Source organism: Paraburkholderia sp. IMGN_8 (genome assembly GCF_038050405.1).
Classification (GTDB): domain Bacteria; phylum Pseudomonadota; class Gammaproteobacteria; order Burkholderiales; family Burkholderiaceae; genus Paraburkholderia.
Map to the genome: position 1 here is coordinate 1,616,999 of NZ_CP150900.1, position 19,184 is coordinate 1,636,182.

Sequence of the window (19,184 nt, forward strand, 5' to 3'; positions counted from 1 at the left end):
GCAATAGCGTTGGCAAACAGGAAGTTTTTGCGTGCGGCGACGAATGTAGGGAGCTCGCGCCGACTGTTATAGACGGTACCTGTGCGAGACACCAAAGTGATGCCTTTCATTTCTGGTTTGATGGGCACCCCTTTGTCACAGTCTGAAGAGAAGAAGCCGGGTACCTGAACGGGGCGCCCGAATTACCTCCGGGAGCTCCGTGAACGACTGGTCGCAGCAGCTTGCGACCTGGGCGTATCAGTCGCGAAGCTGGCTCGGGAAAATGGCATCAACGCGAACATGCTGGTCACCTGGCGATGGCCATATCTGGCCGAGCAGCAAGGGGCGTCCGCTGGGCCCATTCCGGTTGCCCTTGTAACCGACACGCATGCGGAGGTAGTTGCATCATCTCCGGTAGAACGTAAGCACCCGACCAGTGCCGTAGCTTAGATTGTTGACAGTGGATATGTGAGCGGCTCTAGCGTATGGGTTCAGCGTTCGCGGAGGGCGGTAACGACGACGCGCAGACCCGATCTGGCTATACATTCCGGCCGCGCGTCCGCCGCGGGAGTCGGCACCGGTGAACAGGTAGTTATGCGAATGACCACTCCGCGCAGCGCCCGTTCTGCGATCAGGTTGTCAATTTTCGCAAGGCCGTCATCGTAGTAGTAGCCCAGCGACAGCCAGCGATTGAGCGCGTACCAGATCGCCCAGGTCGTATAGGATTTCGCGGAGAGCGTGACAAGCGTAGCTTCGAACCAGCATTTCAAGTCGTCGAGCAGCGCCACAGCTTGCGTTTGTCGACACGCTTGATTGATACGGCTGCCCGCCCTAGTCCATAGTGGCGCGCACCGGCCAACCAGATCACCTTGTGACCTTCACCTTCTGGGCGACGAGTTGCGTGCAAAACTGGCGAACCGTATCGAGCACTGGCGCCTGAGTTCGCGCCGCCAGCGTGATGAACGCATAGGGAGCGTCAATGTCGAGTGGCCTGTCGAGGTCCAACAACACCAACTCGCCTTTTTCGAGCCAGTTTCGGGCGGTGCCCAATGCGCCGAGAAACACCGCGTCGGTCGCGCTGACAGCATCGATCAATGCCGCGACAGAATCCGACGATGCGCGCAGCAGCTGGGACGCGTGGGCGGCCGGACCGAATTGCTGAACCAGCGTGCGCGTTGCCTCGTCGCTCAGCATGGTTGAGACGACGGGATATTGGACGATCTCGTCGAACCGTACTTTCTGCTGCCGGACCAGCGGGTGCCCGCGTCTGCACATGAACCCGGATTGTGCCGTGCCAATCAGCTCGATCTGAAGATCGTCCTGCGGACGCACCGCGCGCGAATGGACCAGTAGCGCATCGAGCGCCCGTTCCCGCAACGCAGCGAGCTGCAAGTCGGGGCTCGTGGTCGACAGATGCACACAGACCTGAGGGTAATGGGTCAGCATGTAAGAAAGCAGCGGCCCCGCAAACATTGCGTTCGGTGCGTACCCCAGGCCCAGGTTGATCACGCCACCGTCGCCGCGGCTCAACAGTTGGACCATGCGCTTGATGTCGACGGTTTCCGCAACGATCCGTCGCGCTTTCTCGGCGACCGCTGCGCCGAAAGGCGTGAGTTCGTTGCGCTTGCCGATCCGGTCGATCAGCGGTGTCCCCAGATCCTGCTCCAGCATCTGGATGCTGCGACTCAGCGCGGGCTGGGTGAGATGCAAAAGCTCCGACGCCCGGCTGAACGAACCCGTGTCCGCCACCGCCAGAAAATGCACGAGATGGTGCAAGTTCATCCCCGAATCCTCCTTTACGGTCGTCATGTATCAGACAATGTAATGATAATCAAAAAAACAATGCATTGGACACGTGAATTTCGGATTTTTACCCTCTTGGTCATGGTGTGAAGTCAATTCAATTCCAATGACAGGAGGACACGTGAAAATCAGTCGCTATAGATGGGTCATCGCCACGCTGCTATCGATCCCGTTGTTCGCGTGCGGTGGCGGCGGTTCGAAATTGAGTGCGCCGGCGTCCGCGGTACAAACGAATCAGGGCTTCGTGACTGGCGTACAGAAGGCGGACGTGATGTCCTATCTGGGCATTCCGTATGCGCAGCCACCAGTGGGCGCCTTGCGCTGGCGTCCACCGCAGCCGGCTGCCCAACGCAGCAGCCTTCTCGCCGCTACCGCGTATGGCAATGCGTGTCCGCAGTCGACTGCGAACAATGACATTTCGGCCAACCAGATTTCAGAAGACTGCCTGTATCTGAACGTGCAGGAGCCTGCGTCGACGAAGGCATCGAGCAAGCTGCCGGTGCTCGTCTATATCCATGGCGGCGCATTTACGATCGGCTCCGGCGCGCAGGTCGACGGCAGCACCATCGCGAGCAAAGGCAACGTGGTGTACGTGTCGTTCAACTACCGGCTGGGTGCCCTAGGCTATCTCGCCAACGCCGCGCTGCAGGCCAATACTCAGGATCCCAATCTCGGCAATTTCGCCGTCCTCGATCAACAGGCCGCGCTTCAGTGGGTGCATGACAACATCGCGGCATTCGGCGGCGATCCGAACAACGTGACGGTGTGGGGACTCTCGGCGGGCGCCACCTCGACCTTCACGCTGCTCGAATCGCCGTTGTCGAAGGGACTGTTCAATAAAGCCGTGATGGAGAGCGGCGGTGGCGGTCCATACTCCAATCTGGCGCCGACCGCTGCCACCGCGCAGGCCGACACGTTCATTGCAACCGTGGGATGCTCGGGCGCATCCGACGTCGTGGCATGCCTGCGCTCGAAGACCGCAACCGATATCGTCACCGCGCAAGCCGCGGGCAAATGGCGCCCCACCGTGGATGGCCATGTCGTCACGCAGGTGCCGTCGCTTGCGTTTGCCGCGGGCACCTTCAACCGGGTGCCGGTGATGATCGGCGGTGTCTACGACGAGGGAACCCTGTTCGTTCCGCCGAGCTTGCCAGCGCAATACTATCTTCCTGCTCTGGCCTCACTTGCTCCGCCCGGCTACGACATGACACAGATCGATGCTGCGTATCCACTGGCGAACTATGCGGTCCCTGCACAGGGCTTCGCCCGCGCGATGGGGGATGCGATGTACGGATGCGGCAACAGTTCGCGCCGCGACGACCTGTCGCCCTGGGTTCCCGTGTACGGCTGGGAATTCACCGACCCCAGTCTGTCGTTCCCGAACAATCCGACTGCTTTCTACATGGGCTCGTCGCATGGTCTCGATGCGACGTACTGGTTTGGCGCCACGGATGTCGCGACAGCCAGCACGAATCCCGCGATGCAGGCCCTCGGCCAGAAGATGAAGCAATACCTCGCAAACTTTGCGTGGTACGGCAATCCGAACGGCAACGGCACCGATCCCACTTTGCCCAACTGGCCGCGCTATGCGGGCCCAACTGACCGGTCGATGGTCGAGCTGACGATCCCGACGATCACCGCTTCGAATACCGCCTTCGAAGCGACTCACAAGTGCAACACGCTGTGGGGAAAGGGTGTGTTTCCGCCGATCTATTGAAGCCGGCTCATTGCCGCAGGAACGGGTCTGACGTCCGCGCGGTGCCCTAAATTGGATGGATCAATGATTCAGAACGTAATCGACTATTTGATAACTGAGCGCGCGGGGATCATGTCCCGGCTCGACACCCTGCTACGCATTCCCAGCGTCAGTACTGAGCCGGCCTTCACGCCTCACATGCAAGAAGCCAGACTGTATCTTCGGCAACGCTTGTGCGAGATCGGCCTGGCGAATGTCCGCGAGTTGGACGGCGGGGGTGAGCCTGCGGTATTCGGCGAATGGCTCGGCGCGCCAGGTAAAGCAACCGTACTGATATATGGCCACTACGACGTGCAGCCAGCGGAGCCTCTCGAGCTGTGGCGTACACCACCATTCGAACCCACGCACGAGGATGGCCGCATCTATGCGCGAGGCGCATCGGACGTTAAGGGTTCGACCACTATCGCATTGGAAGTCATTGCCGCGTTCCTCAAGGTTGCCGAAGGTTGTCCGGTGAATGTGAAGGTTTTTCTCGAAGGCGAGGAGGAGACCGGAAGTCCTTCGTTGAGAACCATCATCGAGCGGCACAGCGAACTGCTGCGTGTCGATGCTGTGCTATCGGCAGATGGCGGCCGCGCCAGTGCGACTGTCCCCACCATCAACACGGGAGCGCGCGGGAGCGGCCAACTGGAATTTCGCGTGCACACGGCGAGCAAGGATCTGCATTCTGGACGCTATGGCGGCTGTGTGCGAAATGCCTTGCATGAAATGGCGGCACTCGTCGCCTCGTTGCACCGGCCGGATGGCACGGTGGCTGTTCCCGGGTTCTATGCGGGCGCTTGCGAACCGACCTCGCGTCAGAAGGCAGACACGGCAGCGTTTCCGTTTGACGCCGACGCCTTCTTCGACGAGATCGGCGGGCGCAATCATGGCGAGCCTGGCTACAGTGTGCGCGAGCAGATCACGCTTCGACCCGCGCTCGACGTGAACGGAATGTGGGGTGGTTACACTGGGCTCGGCGGCAAGACGATCATTCCGAATACCGCAAGTGCGAAGCTTACGGTGCGGATCGTGGAGGGGCAGACCTCGGAAGAGGTTTTACAGGCAGTCGTTCGGCATTTGCTTGGAACATGTCCAGATGGCGTCGAGCTCGAGATAGTCAGCCAGTTCAACGGTGCCCCCGCCTCCACCCTGGACGAAGCTCATCCGCTCGTGCGTGCAGCGGAAGTCGTGCTGCAAAGCGAGTTCGGCCAAAAGCCTATCCACGTGCGTCTGGGGGCAAGTGTGCCGATAACGGCCGTCTTCAAGGAGATGCTGGGCGTCGATACGCTGATGTTCGGCTACAACCTGCCTGACGAGGATGTCCACGCGCCGAACGAATTCTTTCGCGTGCGCTCGATTGACGAAGGAGTTCGCGGATGGGCCTTACTCCTCGATGAATTGGGCCGCTTCTCGCAAGAGGCGTTTAACAAGGACTGACACGACTGATTTGTCACTCCGACCTAAGAGACAGAAATGCGAAATGAACTAACACACCTATCGGCCTGCCAGCCACGCGCCATGTCGCGAACGAGTCTGCTGGTTGCGACGACCATCGGCAATGCGTTGGAGTTCTTCGACTTCACAGTGTTCGGCTTCTTTGCGATCGTCATAGGGAAAAACTTTTTCTCTCCTCTGAATGCACAAGGCCAGTTGTTGTTGTCGGCAACAACCTTCGGCGTCGGCTTTTTGATCCGACCGCTTGGCGGCGTCCTGATCGGCATTTATGCCGATCGCGCCGGACGTCGCGCCGCGATGACGCTCACCCTGTCACTGATGGCACTGGGCGCCTGCATGGCTGGCCTCGCACCGACCTACGCTGAGGTCGGCATTGCTGCTCCATTGATCATGATCCTGGCACGACTGATTCAGGGCTTCTCCGCAGGCGGAGAGGTTGGACCGTCGACAGTTGTTTTGCTGGAGTACGCGCCGTCCGGCTCGCGCGCCTGGTACACGAGCTGGCAGCTCGCGAGCCAGGGCATCGGCATTGCCCTTGGCGCGGCCTCCGCGACGCTGCTCTCCTATGTCCTGTCTCACGAAGCACTGTACGCCTGGGGATGGCGGATTCCGTTTCTCTGCGGGGCCGCGATCCTGCCTGCCGGCATTCTGATTCGTCGTCGTCTCGGCGAGCTCGAACGCTCCCCGCGTGCCGCTGCGCGAGGCGAGGGGCATCGGCCGTTGCGTGCGTTATTGCGTGGACACGGCAGGAATCTGCTTGGCGGGATCCTGCTGTTGATGGGCGGGACCATCACGGCATACATGGTGATCTTCTTTATCCCAACCTATGCTGTGCATGAATTGAAGCTTGGTGAAGCGGGGTCGTACGCGTGCGCTCTCGCAAGCGGTGTCCTCCTGGCTGTGTTGTCGCCGCTGGCCGGGAAAATCGCCGATGCGGTGGGACGTACCATCCCGATCCTCGCCGGCAGAGTCCTATTGATTGCCAGTCTTTACCCCGCTTATGCGTGGCTCAGCAGCGCGCCCAGTGTGACGCGGCTTTTCATTGTGATGGTTATTCTGATCGTGCCTTACACGATTCAGGGCGCGCCTTCCGTCACCTTGATCCCTGAGTTGTTTCCGAAGTCCATCCGCGTCACGGCGACCGGCACGGTCTACAGCCTTGCTGTGGCCGTCTTCGGAGGCCTGACGCAACCTGCCGCCCTATGGCTTGCCGATTTCACCGGGAGCCGGTTCGCCCCCGCAATAGCGATCACCGCCGGTCTCGTGCTGTCTACTTTTTCGCTACTGATCATCCGGCCGCACATCGAGGATGGCGCGGACGGCTGAGCCTCAAACGTGATGCACGCGTTAAGTCGCGGGAATCGGCTACCTCCATCATTTTAAATGAATATTAATAAGTAGTACATATGTTGGTTGGTAGCGGGACGAGAAAATCATTAAATTTTTTCATGAAACTGGAGATCGAGTTGAACAAAAAAAGTCTGATCATGGCATTGGTCGTCGCACTCCCGGCAATCGCTCAGGCTAGGGGTCCGTCACTCTCTATGGGGTCATCGACGAGGGCATCAATTACCAATCCAACGCGGGAGGGAAGGCGCTCTACAACCTTTCGAGCGGGGTGATCCAAGGCAGCCGGTGGGGCCTGAAGGGCAGGGAGGACCTCGGCGGAGGCAATGCCGCCGTTTTCGTGCTGGAAAATGGCTTCGACATTAATACAGGGGCACTCGGTCAAGGTGGCCGTATGTTCGGCAGACAGGCTTTCGTGGGTCTTTCGTCGAACAGCTACGGTATGTTGACGTTAGGCCGCCAGTACGATTCGGTCGTGACCTCGCTGGGCGATTTTGCAGCGGGAGATCAGTGGGGCGGCTACATCACCGCTCATCCGGGCGACCTGGATAACTTCAACAATACTATCCGAACCAACAACGCGATCAAGTACACGAGCGTTAACTACGGGGGATTTTCCTTCAGCGGGACGTATGCCTTGGGCGGAGTAGCCGGCTCGCTTACCGGCAATCAGGTCTGGGCGCTTGGAGTTAACTATGCGCGAGGTCCAATCCGTCTTGGCGCCGCTTACCTGAAGGCCCGCACACCGAATGCGGGATTCTTCAGCAACAGTAGCTCGGCAGCCGTAACACCGGCCACCGTTGCATTGAGTTCTCCGGTGACGACCGGCTTCGTCTCTGCGCATAGCTATAGCGTGGCCGCCGCCGCTGGCTCGTATACGTTTGGTAACACCACGCTTGGGGTGACTTATTCGAATATTCGCTATGCTGATCTAGGCGATTTGTCGACAGGCGCTAATCCCCACGGGTACTCGGGCAATGCAGTTTTCAATAACGTCGAAGCGAATGCAAGCTACCACTTGACGCCTGCGCTTCTTTTGGGCGCGGCCTACAACTATACCAACGGTGGCAGCGTTTTGAGCGCGACGGGGAAAAAGCCAAGCGCCACTTACCATCAGGTATCGCTAGGTGCCGATTATTTCCTCTCGAAGAGAACCGATCTTTACATTATTGGGCTGTATCAGAAGGCGTCGGGTGTCGATTCGCGCGATGTGACTGCGGTCGCTGCCGTCAACCTGCTCACGCCATCGAGCAATGATCACATGGCGGTTGTGCGCCTCGGCATTCGGCACAAGTTCTAACGAACCAGCCGGGAGACATTCAGGCAGTTGCAGTCGTGTCTCCCAATGATGCCTCACCAGGGTAACGTATGTGCAGGAAACGAAATTTTGTGGTGACTTTCACCAGACTGTGATGGCAACGACAGAAACTCAAAGCGGGCGACGCGTCCGGCTGGGTGCCGGCGCCGGCTTCTCGGGCGATCGTATCGAACCGGCCGTCGAACTGGCGATGCACGGCAAACTCGACTATCTGATCTCCGAATGTCTTGCCGAGCAGACTATTGCAATTGCCCAGCAAGCGAAGCGAAGGGATCCGCAACTCGGCTATGACCCGTTCGCCTGCGCTAGACGCGCATGGCAAATCGATCAGTGCTGCGTTGCTTGGCATGACAATTCCGAACCCAGACTAATTCCGATGATTAGGGCATGAAGAAAGCCAGTGAGGAATAAATAACCGACTCTTCTGCTTCTAGTCTGGGCGACAGCCACTCGAAAGCGCATGTTCAATTTTCACAAGACAAAAATCGTGAAAGCAAATCTTCAGCAACGACGCGGTTTTATGGCAGGACTGGCGGCAGGCGGATTGAGCGCACTGACCCTGTCGGCTTGCGGCGGGAGCGCAGTCGCTAATGCAAGCGCGACATCCCAAGGGCTTCCCATTGTTATTCTGGTTCATGGATCCTGGCACAGCTCCTTTTGCTGGGCTCGAGTACTTCCGTTACTGACTGCACGGGGAGTACGTCCGCTACCTATCGATCTGCCACGGACCGGCTTGAATGTGCGCTTCCCTGCATCGTGGTACGCAAGGCCTTTTGATCCCACAGCCTACGCCGACGAAGTCTCACCCCTAGCTGCCACCACGTTGGCCGACTACAGCAACAGCGTTGGATCGCTTATAGATGCCCTGCATGCCGCCGGACAAGGGCCGATATACGTGCTCGGGCATAGCCTTGGTGGTGCAACGGTCAACGCGGTCGCCGAGAGTCGTGCTGCGAAATTGGCAGGCGTGCTTTACCTGTCGGCCCTCTTGCCACTGCCCAACCAGTCGCTTCTCAATACGATCGCTCGTCCAAGCCTCGCCACTTCACGAGTGGTGCAAGGTCTGGCTGGTGCTATTGCGGTGGGGCCAAACGTTCAGGCAGCGCGGATCGATTCCAACACGCCCGATCCTGCAGTGCGAGCGGCAATACAAGCAACCTATTGCGCGGATGTGTCGGAAGACGATTTTCTGGCGTGGCTGAATCTGCTGGTGCCAGACGATCCCACCGACCTCTATGCAACGGCGATTCCACTGACGGCAGCCGGCTACGGTAGCCTCAAACGCGGCTACATAAAATGCACGGCAGACGAAGCAGTGGTGCCCGCAGCTGCCGACGACATGATTGCTGCGATGGATGCATCGGGAATCGGCGGAAAGACCATCGTTCAGGAGATCAACAGCAGTCATTGTGCATTTCTCTCGCAACCGGCTGCGCTTGCCAGCGCGATTGTCAACTTCGTGTCGTAGTGCGTTTGCAGCGTTGCCTTCGTCTTTCCCGTTTGACCGGCAAAATGGGGATCAAGTTGTTCCTGCGCATTCCGATGTACGCCGGTGAGCCGATTCTTAGCCTCAGCGAAGAATTTCATGCAGGCGAGCAAGCAAACAAACAAGATCAATCTAATGGTGTCCACGTACGTTGGAGTCCATGTGTGGCGGAATCCGGTCGAGAAAGCATGCAGTGCGGCCGCTGACAAGGTTCGGGACGCCATGATCGGCCTGAAGATCGCCGCGCCCTCTGGAGTAGTCGAAACGTCGTCGGGGACAGGCTCGTATCGGTGTGTGAGCGTGCACGCAACACTCAACCCGTCGCGCCTGAATGTGCCCAACGGCTCGAGGGAGCCAAGAAAGCACGAATGGCACGAGGGGTACGTATCGCCGACGACGCCACTGACGTGAATCGTGCACGAAGGCCCGCCAACCTCCATCTGACGTTCGGGCGGTCAGCTTAAAAGGAATAGACCTGCCGCACGTAACGATCAGAACCGTCTGCGCGACGAACACGATAGCAGCCTCTCCGGGTTCATTCGGCAGCAGCACGCATTACAGCGGCGCGGCTTCAACCGTCAGCATTCGAGGCAGTTCGTACGGTTTGCCTTTTACGAAGCCTGCCTCGCCCGTCGGCCACCCGGCTCAGCCGCGCTTTCCTCAAGCGCAAGCGCGATGAATGCTCGCGCTGCCGCGGTTCGATATGCGTCTTTGCGCAGTAGCAACGCAGCGGTTCGCTGCGGCGGCGCCGGTTCCATGTCCACCAGACACAGTTCGCTGTGCGCGCGTGCAATCGCGGCCGGTAGCAGCGTTGCGAGCGCGCTACGCTGCACGACCTCGATAGCCGCGCTGATCGAATTGACCTCCATCGCAATGCGCGGCGCGACGCCATTCTGTTTGCAATATCGATCGATGTAGTGGCGGGTAGCAAACTCTTCGTTGAGCAGCACGAGCGCTTCACTTTCGAACTCGCAAAGCGTCAACGCAGTGCGCTTCTTCGCATGCGGATGGGACTTGCCGACCACCATCGCCAGGGCTTCGACGAAAAGGACCTGGGTCTCGACGTCGGGGGAGTGCGTATCGTCGAACGCAATGCCGACATCAAGCGCATCTTCGTTCAACAACGTCTCCATTCGGTCCTGCGGCATTTCGAGGATGTTCAGCGTGATGTTCGGATAGCTGCGGTTGTACTTCTCCAGCAACGGACCGATCAGGTAAGCGGTGAACGTCGGGGTCATCGCGAGGCGAAGCGAGCCGCGGCTCAATTCCTGCACATCGTGGATCGCCCGCATGCCCGCCTCCAGGTCTTGCAGCGCGCGCTGCGCGTAGCGCACATAAGCCGTGCCGGCGTCGGTCAGCTGGATCGTCCGGCCGGACCGGTCGAGCAACTGCACGCGCAGCGTGTCCTCAAGCTGCCTGATCTGTTGCGACAACGTCGGCTGCGACACGTGCAGTGCCTCGGCCGCGCGCGTGAAATTGCGATGTTCCGCGACTGCCAGAAAGTAACGGATGTGCCGGAGCAGCATAGGACCTCCTCAAACTATTGGTATTGCCTATAGGGAAAATAATAAACTGGTCTTGGACACTATAGTTTGAGCGGTGCATTCTTCGTCCATCGGTTCGCAATAACCCCCGTGACTAACCCCGATGGAGCGAAGCATGCAAGAAATCATTGACGGCTTCCTGAAGTTCCAGCGCGACGCGTTTCCGCAGCGCTCTGAGCTTTTCAAGCTGCTCGCCACGAGCCAGCACCCGCGCACCTTGTTCATCTCGTGCTCGGACAGCCGGCTCGTACCGGAACTCGTCACGCAGCGCGAGCCGGGCGACCTGTTCGTGATCCGCAACGCCGGCAACATCGTGCCATCGTACGGCCCGGAACCGGGCGGCGTGTCCGCCACGGTTGAATACGCGGTCGCCGCACTCGGCGTCACCGATGTGGTGATCTGCGGTCACTCAGATTGCGGTGCGATGACGGCCATCGCCACCTGCAAGTGCATGGACCACATGCCGGCTGTGCGCAATTGGCTGCGCTATGCAGATTCCGCGAAAGTCGTGAACGAGGCGCGCGAGCACAGGAGCGAACGGGACCGGGTCGACTCGATGGTCCGCGAAAACGTGGTCGCCCAGCTTGCCAACATCAAGACTCATCCCTCCGTGCGGCTCGCGCTTGAACAAGGACATCTGGCCTTGCACGGCTGGGTGTACGACATCGAAACCGGCTCGATCGATACGCTCGACGGCACGACGAACCGCTTTGTTTCTCTCGCGGAAAATCCGCATGTTTGTGCAATCCCGGCTCGACTCAACCTCGCTGCCTGAACCACTGCTTTTCAACTTCATTCCAATTCAAGGAGCAAGATCATGACGCAATCTCAATATAGCCAGACCTCCCGTGAAGCCCTGACCGACGCGATCATCGACGCGAAGGTCCGCAAGAACCTGACCTTCGAGCAGATCAACGAAGGCACTGGCCTCAGCCTCGCGTTCGTCACCGCCGCGTTGCTCGGCCAGCATCCGCTGCCGGCGGACGCCGCCAAGGTCGTGGCCGACAAGCTGGACATGGGCGAAGACGCGGTGCGCCTGCTGCAGACGATTCCAGTGCGCGGCAGCATCCCGGGCGGCGTGCCGACCGATCCGACGATCTACCGGTTCTACGAGATAGTGCAGATCTACGGTTCGACGCTAAAGGCGCTGGTTCATGAGAAGTTCGGTGACGGCATCATCAGCGCAATCAATTTCAAGCTCGACATCAAGAAAGTCGACGATCCGGAAGGCGGCTCGCGTGCGGTGATCACGCTCGACGGAAAATATCTGCCGACCAAGCCGTTCTGAGCCGGATAGGGAGTCGTTCGTACGTGAACGACCCCACCAAATTGATCCCGAATACATATTAGGTAATTGAAGCCATGAAGGCTTCAGCCGCACTCGCCAAACTCTCTTCCTCGATGGAGAAAATCATGAAGATCCGCATTCTTGCCGCCCTTATCGTTGCAAGCGCTATCGCCGCTCCCGCTTTTGCAGACCCCGACGCTCCTGCGCTGACCCGCACACAGGTGCGCGCAGAACTCGTCCAGCTGCAAGCGGCTGGCTACGACCAGTCCCGCGGCGACGACGCAAACTATCCGGTCGAGATTCAGGCGGCCGAAGCGCGCGTCGCAGCGCAAAACGGTGGCTCAAGCGCCTATGGCGGTGTGGCTGCCAACGGTTCGTCGGCAGCTGGCGTCCGCAAGAGTGCCCATCATCTTGACAATGACGGCATGCAGCCGGTTTATTTCGGTCAATGACGGCAAGGCTGGATCGTGGGTGGACGGCGGCAGTGCTTTAGGTTGGCGATCGCATGCGAGCTTTGAGTGCCGGTCATCGTCCACAATTTGAAGGGGATCGGTCATTCGCTTACGTGGCGCGACTGACTCTTAATGTCGATAAGCGGCGTAATGCGCGAGTGAAGCGCTGCTCAGCCATTTCAAGGCTCGCTTCCGTCCGTGTTGTCGCCTCATCGCTCGCTCGAACAGACCCACAGCACCCTCCATCCGCTCCCGCTGTTCCCGCGCCGCCACCGCCGCCGCACCGACAAACCGGATGCAGGCGATCCCTGCGACCCGATTGGTCAGCCGTTCGGCCAGCACGTCTTCGCCCGCCTCAAGAAATGGGCGGCCCGCGGAAGTTAGCGTAGGAGGATAGGTGCTGCGGTCGATCAGTTCCGCGCCGACCCACTGTTCGAGCGATTTGATGCGGCGGCTAAGGCCCGACTGCGTGACGTTGCGAACGTCGGCAGCGCGCGAGAACGTGTGATGCCGCGCTACCGCGACGAAGTCCTCGATCTATTGAACTTCCATATGCTCCCTCCGCGCCACTCGCTATCTGGTCACGCCCGGCCGCGTCAGTGGAGAATCTTCGCGAGAAAGTCGCGCGCGCGATCCGACTTCGGATTCGCAAAGAATTCGTCTTTGCGGTCGTCTTCGATGATCAAACCCTTGTCCATGAAGATCACGCGATGCGCGACCTTTTTCGCAAAGCCCATTTCGTGCGTGACGCACATCATCGTCATACCTTCCCGCGCGAGTTCCACCATCACATCCAGTACTTCGTTGATCATTTCCGGATCGAGCGCCGATGTGGGTTCGTCGAACAGCATCGCGATCGGGTCCATCGACAGCGCGCGGGCAATCGCCACGCGTTGCTGCTGACCACCGGATAATTGGCCCGGAAACTTGTCGGCGTGCGCGCGCAGGCCGACGCGATCGAGCAGTTTCAGCCCTTTGACCGTGGCTTCGTCTTTCGAGCGGCCGAGCACCTTGATCTGCGCAAGCGTGAGGTTCTGTGCAATCGACAGATGCGGGAACAGCTCGAAGTGCTGGAACACCATCCCGACTTTCGAACGCAACTTGGACAGATTGGTTTTCCTGTCGCCGAGCGACTGTCCGTCGATAACGATCTCGCCTTTCTGGAACGGCTCGAGGCCGTTCACGGTTTTGATCAGCGTGGACTTGCCCGAACCCGACGGTCCGCACACCACGACGACTTCGCCCTTTTGAATAGAGGTCGAGCAGTTGCTCAATACCTGAAACTGACCGTACCACTTCGAGATGTTGTTGATGGACATCATATTGCCACTCGCCGTTGAAAATATCTGACCGATGCGGACGCCAGCGCGCAGATCACAAGATACGTCGCACCCGCAAACAGTGTCATTTCGATGCTGGTGCCGTCGCGATCGCCGACATTCGTCGCTGTGCGGAAAAAGTCCGCGAGGCTGATCACGTAGACGAGCGATGTGTCCTGAAACAGCACGATCGCCTGCGTCATCAGCAGCGGCACCATCGCTCGAAACGCTTGCGGCAAGATCACGTAGCGCATTGTCTGCGTGTACGGCAAACCGAGCGCGAGCGCGGCGTTGGCTTGCGCGCGCGGCACCGCCTGAATTCCGGCGCGAATGATTTCCGCGTAGTACGCGGCTTCGAACAGCGAGAACGCCACCAGTGCCGACGCAAGCCGCGTATCGAACGCACCGGACAAACCCAACACCGCCTGCAACACCTGCGGCACGATCAGGTAGAACCACAGCAGCACCATCACGAGCGGGATCGAACGGAATGTCGTGACGTAGGCACGTGCGAGCCACTGCAAGGGGCGAAGCGGAGAGAGGCGCATCAACGCGAGCACCGTGCCCAACGCCATACCCGCGGCGAGCGCCACCACCATGATTTTCAGCGTGATCAGCGCACCGAGCCACAACGTGGGCAACGCGGCGGGAATGCCGCTCCAGTCGAGACGATGCATTACTTGCCTCCGATAAAGCCGACAAGCCGCGTGCGCGCCTCGATACGCCGCATCACCTGGAGCACGACGATATTGATCGCGAAGTAGGCGAGCGTCACTGCGATAAACGACTCGTAGGTTTGCGCGGTGTAATCTACCAGCTGACGCGCCTGTGCGGACAGATCGAGCAGACCGATCGTCGAGGCGACCGCGGAGTTCTTGAATACGCTGACGAACTCCGAGGTCAACGGCGGCAGGATCGTCCGGAACGCGACCGGCAGCAGCACGTACCGATAGGTTTGCGATTGCGTCAGACCGAGCGCGAACGCAGCCGCGCGTTGCCCGCGTGGCAACGCAGCGATACCCGAGCGCACCTGCTCGCAGACCCGTGCGCCGGTGAACAGGCCGAGACACACGATCGACGACGAGAAAAACTGCACCGAAGGCGACAACGCCTTGAATGCATTGCCGGCCGGCGCAGGCAGCAGTTCGGGAATCACCAGATACCAGATGAAGAACTGCGCGATCAGCGGTACGTTGCGAAATAGCGCGACGTAGGCGGTGCCGAGCGAGGCGAGTCGTTTGTCGTCCATGGTGCGCAGCACGCCGAAAGCCGTGCCGACGATGAGCGCGATCACCCACGCGGCGAGCGACACGATCACCGTGGTCGCGAGGCCGGACAATAGCCAGCCGAGATAGGTCGTGGGCTCACCCGTTGAGACCGGGCTGAGCAGGATACTCCAGTTCCAGTGGTATTGCATGTGCCGATCCAGAATTCCATAGAGGACGCGACGCTAGCGCGTCCGTGTCGCTTCGCGGTCAATGCGCGATCAGTGCGCGTTTATTGAGCCTGTTACTGCGCATAATCGGGCTCGTCGCGATCGAGCTGTCGCCGAATGCTCGCGAGATGCTGGCGTGCACTGTCTCGTTCTCCTGCACGCATCTGCCGGTAGGTCTTCGCGGCGATGTCGGGATCGATGATCCTCAGCGGCTGTCCGGTCGACAGCGCGAGCCGCTGCACTTCGCATGCGCGTTCGAGGTAGTAGAGGTCGTCCCATGCTTCGGCGATCGTTGCGCCGACCACCATCACGCCGTGGTTCTTCAGGAACGCGACGTCCGCGTCACCGATCACGGCGGCAATGCGGTCACCTTCGGAACTGTTCATCGCGAGGCCGTTGAAGTCTTCGTCGACGGCGGTGCGGCCGTAGAACTTCAACGCGGTCTGCCCCGCCCACAGCAGCGGGGGTCCGTCCAGCATGGCCAGCGCGGTGGCATTCGGCATGTGAGTATGGAACGCGACCTTGATGCGCGGTTGCCGCAAATGCACACGCGCGTGAATGAAAAATGCGGTGATTTCGGGCACGCCGTCGCCCTGCACGACATTGCCGTTCATATCGCAAACGAGCAGCCTGGACGCGGTGATTTCCTCGAACGCGTAGCCGTATGGATTGACGAGGAACAGGTCGTCGCGTCCCGGTAATACGGCCGACAGGTGATTGCATACGCCTTCGTGCATGCCGAGTTTCGCCGCCATCCGGAAGCACGCGGCGAGTTCGATACGTGCTTCGCGAATCGCCGCCGTGTCCAGTTCGCCGGGTTCCACCTTCACACGTTCAGTTGCCTGGCTAGGAGTGAAGCCATGTGCCATTGCTTTCTACCTCGAGAATGGGAATTCGCGCCGCGCAGGCGAACTGCGCGGGGTTTTGCGTCAGTACGCGGCCTGGTCGTCGGGATGCGCGTAGAGCTCGCGCAGTTGCGGCGTCATCGCGAAGTTGAAGTTGATCTCCTTCGGCGGCACCGGCTTCTGGAACCACTTCGCGTAGATCGCGTCGATTTCGCCCGACGTCATCACCTTCGACAACGTACCGTCCACCAGCGTCTTGAACGCGGGGTCATCCTTGCGCAGCATGAACGCGTACGGCTCTTTCGATTGCGCCGTGCCGGTGACGATCCAGTCGTCCGGTTTGCGCGACGTGGTGCGCGCGCCGGACAGCAGCACGTCGTCGAGCATGAACGCCTTCGCGCGACCCGTTTCGAGCGTCAGGAACGACTCGCCGTAGTCCTTCGTCGAGATGATGTTCATGTTCAGTTTCCTGTCGACATTCATCCGGCGGATGATCGACTCCGCGGTCGTGCCGGCATTGGTGACGACGGTCTTGTTCGCCAGGTCACCGAAGTCCTTGATGCCCGAATCCTTGTTCACCAGCAGGCGCGTCAACGCGAGAAAGATCGTGTCCGAGAAAGCGACCTGCGCGTGGCGCGCATTCGTGTTCGTCGTCACGCCGCATTCGATGTCGATCGTGCCGTTTTGCAGCAGCGGGATGCGGTTCTGCGAGTTGACCGGCACGAGGCGCACCGTGAGGTTCGGCTTGCCGAGCTTCGTTTTGACGGCATCGATGACCTTCTGACACAGGTCCTGCGAAAAGCCCACTACGTTCTGATTGCCGTCGTAGTACGAGAACGGAATCGACGCCTCGCGATGGCCGACGACGATCACGCCCGCCGAGTTGATCTTGTTGAGCGTGGGACCGAGGTCCTGCGCGGCAGCCAATTGACACGCAACGATGGTGGTTCCGGCAACGATTGCGCCGATGATGCTTCTGATCGTTTTCATGCTTTGCTTACCTCGGTACATGGGTCAAAGAGATAGTGGAGTTCGTCGGAACCATCCGCGTTTCGCGTTGCGCTGCAAACCGGTCCCGCGACAGTGAGCGCAATATAGCGGCGGCAAAAAGGGCGCACGCCGCTGATCGCGCAAGGTGCGCTGCGAAAACGGTATAGTTAGCCCGAACTCAAGCGGGCATAGGCCAGTGCCGCGATCGCCGCATCCTGCAGCGCGTTGCCGACCGCCTTGTAGACGACGATGCCTTCGCAGTCGAATGCGCGTTTGCGACCGCTGCCGACGACGTCGGCGAGTTCGTCAACCGCCGTACGGGCGAGCACCGTGGGATCGAGTAACCGGAAGTCGCCGGATTCGGCCAGTGCCTGACCGGTCCAGTCGACCACGACTTCAGTCGCTCGCTCGATGCACGCGTCGTCCATCTCGCGCTGATCAGGACGCGTCGCGCCGATACTCGCGACGAACGCGCCCGGTTGCAGCGATGCGCCGTGAATCACCGGTGTGAATGCCCGCGTCGCGAGTACGACGATGTCGGCGCTTGCGGCGTGTTCGGCGCTCGTTGCATGCGCGTGGATACCGTAGCGTCCGTGCAGCGATTCGGCGAAAGCTTGTGCTTCGCCCGCATCCGGCGCATACACGGAGACCTGTTCGAGTGCGAACGTCTCGATGAACAGATCCACGTGCGCGCGCGCCTGCACGCCGCAACCGGCGACGCCCAGCCGGCGGCTGTTCGCGCGGGCCAGATGGGTGGCCGCGAGCACGGTTGTCGCGGCAGTCCTGAAGCGCGTGAGTTCGTCGCCTTCCATTAACGCGAGCAGGTGGCCATCGTCGAGCGACATCAGCGCAATGTAGAAACGGAACTGGCCGTCGAGTGTCGTGTACATCTTCACGGCGGCAACGCGCTCGGTGGCGAGCATCGCGGACATCGTGCTGAACTTCGCGTCGGTCAGCGCGATGCGACTGCGCGGCTGTATCACGGCGTCACCGCGATACATCGCCTCGTGCGCGCCGCGCATCGCCGTGAGCGCGTCGCTGCCGGTCAGAACGGCGGCGATCTGCGCGTTGCTGTAAAGCTTGGTGGACTGGAGCATGGGATCAGGCCTCCTCGATCATGCAAACTGGGCCGCTGAGCCAGCAGCCCTGGCTCGCGTCGGCCGGATCGCGGAAGTTCACGGCGATCGCGGACGGACGTCCCATCGCAACGCCCTGACGCACGAGGATGCCGCGCTCGCCCGCTGCAACGAATCCGTAGCGATGAGCGCCGAACAGCAGCGCGGCGGCCGCGATGCCGGTCGCCGCGTCTTCCGGATAACCGGACGCGCGGGGAAACTGTCGCGCCTCGAACACATGCGGCGCATTGGCGTCGAGCGAAAACGGATACAGGCCGGTCGACGACAACACATCGCATACGGATTCGATGCGCTCCAATTTCGGCGCGATTGCATTCAGCCGCGCGGTCGTGCGGATCGGCACCAGCGTTTTGGTGCGGCTCGTGGTGGCGTTGACGATGCCAAGCGGCAGCAGATCGTTCGCATCGAGGTTCAACGCATCGAGCGTTTGAGCGATGAGCGCGGCGTCGCCGACCGGCTCGACGCGCCCCGCAGGCTGGCTGACTTCGATACGGGCATCGGACGCGTCGTAGCGCGCTTCGACAATGCCGCTCAGCGTCTCGATCCGCGCCGCATCCGTGCACCACACGCCGGCGTGACGCAGCAGCCACAATGCGCCCAGCGTCGCGTGTCCACACATCTCCATTTCGTGATTGGGCACGAAGAAGCGGAAACGGAAGTCGTGACGCGGATCGGCTGCGCGCATCACGAACGCGCTTTCATGACCGTAGGCGCGTGCCACGTCCTTCATCTGCATGTCGGACCAACCGTTCGCGTCGAGCGCAACCGGGGCCGGATTACCGCCGTCGTCGGTTGTGGAAAATACCCGTACAAGTTGTACCGGTTGTACGTTGTGCATGCGCGCGTTCCCTTATTCTGGCGCACCCGTCGGTGCATTGCGTTTCGTGAAGCCGGCCCGAAGCCCGGCCGGTCATGCTTCGCAGCATGCGCGATTGCTTTTTTTTCTTCGCTTCCATTTGGGCCGAAACACCCGCACTATTGGGCCATCGCGGCTTGTGGGCAGTGCATTCGTTGTCCGCGGCCGCCCGGAACCCGAGCCGCAGGACCCC

18 protein-coding genes and 3 pseudogenes are annotated in these 19,184 nt (G+C 60.3%); 10 read left to right on the forward strand and 11 right to left on the reverse strand.

Features of this window, described 5'->3' with window-relative positions; all coding sequences use genetic code 11:
• The first annotated feature begins 228 nt into the window (after positions 1-228).
• Entirely contained in the window at positions 229-429 is a 201-nt protein-coding gene (locus WN982_RS07645) for a hypothetical protein (RefSeq protein WP_341315740.1), read from the forward strand.
• A 69-nt stretch (positions 430-498) separates the two neighbouring features.
• On the opposite strand, the pseudogene WN982_RS07650 reads toward WN982_RS07645, so the two are convergent.
• Positions 499-782, reverse strand: a pseudogene (locus WN982_RS07650) (transposase); the annotation flags it as partial.
• A gap of 61 nt (positions 783-843) precedes the next feature.
• Entirely contained in the window at positions 844-1,761 is a 918-nt protein-coding gene (locus WN982_RS07655) for a LysR family transcriptional regulator (RefSeq protein ID WP_341315131.1), read from the reverse strand.
• A 142-nt stretch (positions 1,762-1,903) separates the two neighbouring features.
• On the opposite strand from WN982_RS07655, the gene WN982_RS07660 reads away from it, so the two are divergent.
• The 6 genes and pseudogenes from WN982_RS07660 (at position 1,904) to WN982_RS07685 (ending at position 9,108) form a co-directional block, all read left to right on the forward strand.
• Positions 1,904-3,499, forward strand: a complete 1,596-nt coding sequence (locus WN982_RS07660; RefSeq protein WP_341315132.1) for a carboxylesterase family protein — start codon at positions 1,904-1,906, stop codon at positions 3,497-3,499.
• 63 nt (positions 3,500-3,562) lie between these two features.
• Complete coding sequence (locus WN982_RS07665; RefSeq protein WP_341315133.1) at positions 3,563-4,957, forward strand: M20/M25/M40 family metallo-hydrolase; 1,395 nt, start codon at positions 3,563-3,565, stop codon at positions 4,955-4,957.
• A 126-nt stretch (positions 4,958-5,083) separates the two neighbouring features.
• Positions 5,084-6,301: an MFS transporter gene (locus WN982_RS07670; protein WP_341315134.1), complete on the forward strand. Its 1,218-nt coding sequence runs from the start codon at positions 5,084-5,086 to the stop codon at positions 6,299-6,301.
• Between the two features lie 238 nt (positions 6,302-6,539).
• Complete coding sequence (locus tag WN982_RS07675) at positions 6,540-7,622, forward strand: porin (protein WP_341315741.1); 1,083 nt, start codon at positions 6,540-6,542, stop codon at positions 7,620-7,622.
• Between the two features lie 112 nt (positions 7,623-7,734).
• Positions 7,735-7,935 (forward strand): annotated as a pseudogene (locus WN982_RS07680) (acyclic terpene utilization AtuA family protein); the annotation flags it as partial.
• A gap of 165 nt (positions 7,936-8,100) precedes the next feature.
• Positions 8,101-9,108 (forward strand): alpha/beta hydrolase, encoded by a 1,008-nt coding sequence (locus WN982_RS07685; RefSeq protein ID WP_341315135.1) that lies wholly within the window; start codon positions 8,101-8,103, stop codon positions 9,106-9,108.
• A 629-nt stretch (positions 9,109-9,737) separates the two neighbouring features.
• On the opposite strand, the gene cynR is transcribed toward WN982_RS07685, so the two are convergent.
• A complete protein-coding gene (cynR, locus tag WN982_RS07690) occupies positions 9,738-10,652 on the reverse strand; it encodes a transcriptional regulator CynR (RefSeq protein WP_341315136.1) in 915 nt (304 codons plus the stop codon).
• 133 nt (positions 10,653-10,785) lie between these two features.
• Between cynR and WN982_RS07695 the strand changes: the two genes are divergently transcribed.
• The 3 genes from WN982_RS07695 to WN982_RS07705 all read left to right on the forward strand — a co-directional run bounded on the left by WN982_RS07695 (position 10,786) and on the right by WN982_RS07705 (position 12,410).
• Entirely contained in the window at positions 10,786-11,445 is a 660-nt protein-coding gene (locus WN982_RS07695; protein WP_341315137.1) for a carbonic anhydrase, read from the forward strand.
• Between the two features lie 42 nt (positions 11,446-11,487).
• The gene (gene cynS / locus WN982_RS07700; protein ID WP_341315138.1) at positions 11,488-11,958 is read left to right on the forward strand and encodes a cyanase; all 471 of its coding nucleotides are present in this window, start codon (positions 11,488-11,490) and stop codon (positions 11,956-11,958) included.
• 125 nt (positions 11,959-12,083) lie between these two features.
• Positions 12,084-12,410, forward strand: coding sequence for a DUF4148 domain-containing protein (locus tag WN982_RS07705; protein WP_341315139.1), 327 nt, complete (start codon positions 12,084-12,086; stop codon positions 12,408-12,410).
• 336 nt (positions 12,411-12,746) lie between these two features.
• On the opposite strand, the pseudogene WN982_RS07710 reads toward WN982_RS07705, so the two are convergent.
• The 8 genes and pseudogenes from WN982_RS07710 to WN982_RS07745 form a co-directional block, all read right to left on the reverse strand.
• Positions 12,747-12,947: pseudogene (locus WN982_RS07710) on the reverse strand (LysR family transcriptional regulator); the annotation flags it as partial.
• 59 nt (positions 12,948-13,006) lie between these two features.
• Positions 13,007-13,732, reverse strand: coding sequence for an amino acid ABC transporter ATP-binding protein (locus tag WN982_RS07715; RefSeq protein WP_341315140.1), 726 nt, complete (start codon positions 13,730-13,732; stop codon positions 13,007-13,009).
• Positions 13,729-14,406, reverse strand: coding sequence for a glutamate/aspartate ABC transporter permease GltK (gene gltK / locus WN982_RS07720; RefSeq protein WP_341315141.1), 678 nt, complete (start codon positions 14,404-14,406; stop codon positions 13,729-13,731). The genes WN982_RS07715 and gltK overlap by 4 nt, the downstream gene beginning before the upstream one ends.
• Positions 14,406-15,146, reverse strand: coding sequence for an amino acid ABC transporter permease (locus WN982_RS07725; protein ID WP_341315142.1), 741 nt, complete (start codon positions 15,144-15,146; stop codon positions 14,406-14,408). The genes gltK and WN982_RS07725 overlap by 1 nt, the downstream gene beginning before the upstream one ends.
• A gap of 92 nt (positions 15,147-15,238) precedes the next feature.
• Complete coding sequence (locus WN982_RS07730; RefSeq protein ID WP_341315143.1) at positions 15,239-16,033, reverse strand: aldolase; 795 nt, start codon at positions 16,031-16,033, stop codon at positions 15,239-15,241.
• 60 nt (positions 16,034-16,093) lie between these two features.
• Entirely contained in the window at positions 16,094-16,999 is a 906-nt protein-coding gene (locus WN982_RS07735) for a glutamate/aspartate ABC transporter substrate-binding protein (RefSeq protein WP_341315144.1), read from the reverse strand.
• 167 nt (positions 17,000-17,166) lie between these two features.
• Positions 17,167-18,096, reverse strand: coding sequence for an ornithine cyclodeaminase family protein (locus tag WN982_RS07740; RefSeq protein ID WP_341315145.1), 930 nt, complete (start codon positions 18,094-18,096; stop codon positions 17,167-17,169).
• A gap of 4 nt (positions 18,097-18,100) precedes the next feature.
• Positions 18,101-18,973, reverse strand: coding sequence for a PhzF family phenazine biosynthesis isomerase (locus WN982_RS07745; protein ID WP_341315146.1), 873 nt, complete (start codon positions 18,971-18,973; stop codon positions 18,101-18,103).
• Positions 18,974-19,184: the final 211 nt, after the last annotated feature.

Excerpts from the sequence above, each read along its gene's own strand:
- WN982_RS07705 (WP_341315139.1), top strand. The coding sequence starts at position 12,084 with ATGAAGATCCGCATTCTTGCCGCCCTTATCGTTGCAAGCGCTATCGCC.
- WN982_RS07695 (WP_341315137.1), top strand. The coding sequence starts at position 10,786 with ATGCAAGAAATCATTGACGGCTTCCTGAAGTTCCAGCGCGACGCGTTT.
- cynR (WP_341315136.1), bottom strand. The coding sequence starts at position 10,652 with ATGCTGCTCCGGCACATCCGTTACTTTCTGGCAGTCGCGGAACATCGC.
- cynS (WP_341315138.1), top strand. The coding sequence starts at position 11,488 with ATGACGCAATCTCAATATAGCCAGACCTCCCGTGAAGCCCTGACCGAC.
- WN982_RS07665 (WP_341315133.1), top strand. The coding sequence starts at position 3,563 with ATGATTCAGAACGTAATCGACTATTTGATAACTGAGCGCGCGGGGATC.
- WN982_RS07685 (WP_341315135.1), top strand. The coding sequence starts at position 8,101 with ATGTTCAATTTTCACAAGACAAAAATCGTGAAAGCAAATCTTCAGCAA.
- WN982_RS07740 (WP_341315145.1), bottom strand. The coding sequence starts at position 18,096 with ATGCTCCAGTCCACCAAGCTTTACAGCAACGCGCAGATCGCCGCCGTT.
- WN982_RS07725 (WP_341315142.1), bottom strand. The coding sequence starts at position 15,146 with ATGCAATACCACTGGAACTGGAGTATCCTGCTCAGCCCGGTCTCAACG.
- WN982_RS07655 (WP_341315131.1), bottom strand. The coding sequence starts at position 1,761 with ATGAACTTGCACCATCTCGTGCATTTTCTGGCGGTGGCGGACACGGGT.
- WN982_RS07745 (WP_341315146.1), bottom strand. The coding sequence starts at position 18,973 with ATGCACAACGTACAACCGGTACAACTTGTACGGGTATTTTCCACAACC.
- WN982_RS07730 (WP_341315143.1), bottom strand. The coding sequence starts at position 16,033 with ATGGCACATGGCTTCACTCCTAGCCAGGCAACTGAACGTGTGAAGGTG.
- gltK (WP_341315141.1), bottom strand. The coding sequence starts at position 14,406 with ATGCATCGTCTCGACTGGAGCGGCATTCCCGCCGCGTTGCCCACGTTG.
- WN982_RS07735 (WP_341315144.1), bottom strand. The coding sequence starts at position 16,999 with ATGAAAACGATCAGAAGCATCATCGGCGCAATCGTTGCCGGAACCACC.
- WN982_RS07715 (WP_341315140.1), bottom strand. The coding sequence starts at position 13,732 with ATGATGTCCATCAACAACATCTCGAAGTGGTACGGTCAGTTTCAGGTA.